Raw genomic sequence first — 755 nt, 5'->3', positions numbered from 1 at the left:
TGCTTTTTTATCTAACTAAAAGGTGTCTACAGAATCGGTAGCTATTCAGTATTCGCGACTCACTAACATAGACAAGCTATTTACCTTTCGCGAAGAATAATCAAAGGCGGTATAGATATGGATAATCAAGATGATGATACAAGTGCATCAAATCGTGGATTTTCTCAGTGATACTAGATGCAAGATTTTTAATCGGATCCTACATGTGGAAAATTACCGGAGATGATGAAAAGGCTAGAACCAAATTAATTACACAAATGGATAAGTATTTAACAGAAGAACGTGATCGAAAGTTGTTTAATTGACCCCTTCAATGAAAATTAATTCACCTGAAATAACGTATCAGTAGGACCGTAATATGAGACTTTTGGTTGCTTTAATTTTTCCCTGGCTGCTGTTTTTTACGATAGGTCGTCCATTTGCAGGAATGATGTGTTTATTTCTTCAGATTACTATTCTAGGATGGCTTCCGGCCGCAATCTGGGCTGTATATGCTTTATCGCAGTATAAGACAGATAAAAAGATCAGGAAAGCATTGCTCTACTAATTTCTGTGAAGAGGAAATTAACTATTGTTTCTTTTTAGACCTGAGACGTTCTCCAAATTGACCACACTTTTTAAGTGTGGTTTTTTATTTTTACCTAGCCTAAAGATATCATTTAGAAAAGAACTCATTTTTATGAATTATAGTAATAATGATGGAACATAATGATATTGCTTAATAATGAGGGCTTTGTTGCACAAAGATTTGAAAT

Annotated in this window: 1 protein-coding gene; it reads left to right on the top strand. The window is 34.0% G+C overall.

Translation table 11 applies throughout. The features are described from left to right. Nucleotides 1-358 precede the first annotated feature (358 nt). On the top strand, nt 359-547 hold the full coding sequence (locus RJ01_RS15545; protein ID WP_034171740.1) for a YqaE/Pmp3 family membrane protein: 189 nt from the start codon (nt 359-361) through the stop codon (nt 545-547). Nucleotides 548-755: the final 208 nt, after the last annotated feature.

This window comes from Acinetobacter sp. YZS-X1-1 (assembly GCF_000804305.1).
GTDB classification, from domain to species: Bacteria; Pseudomonadota; Gammaproteobacteria; order Pseudomonadales; family Moraxellaceae; genus Acinetobacter; species Acinetobacter variabilis.
The sequence above is the reverse complement of the archived record's forward strand: the minus strand, read 5'-3'. Positions and strand labels throughout refer to the sequence as shown.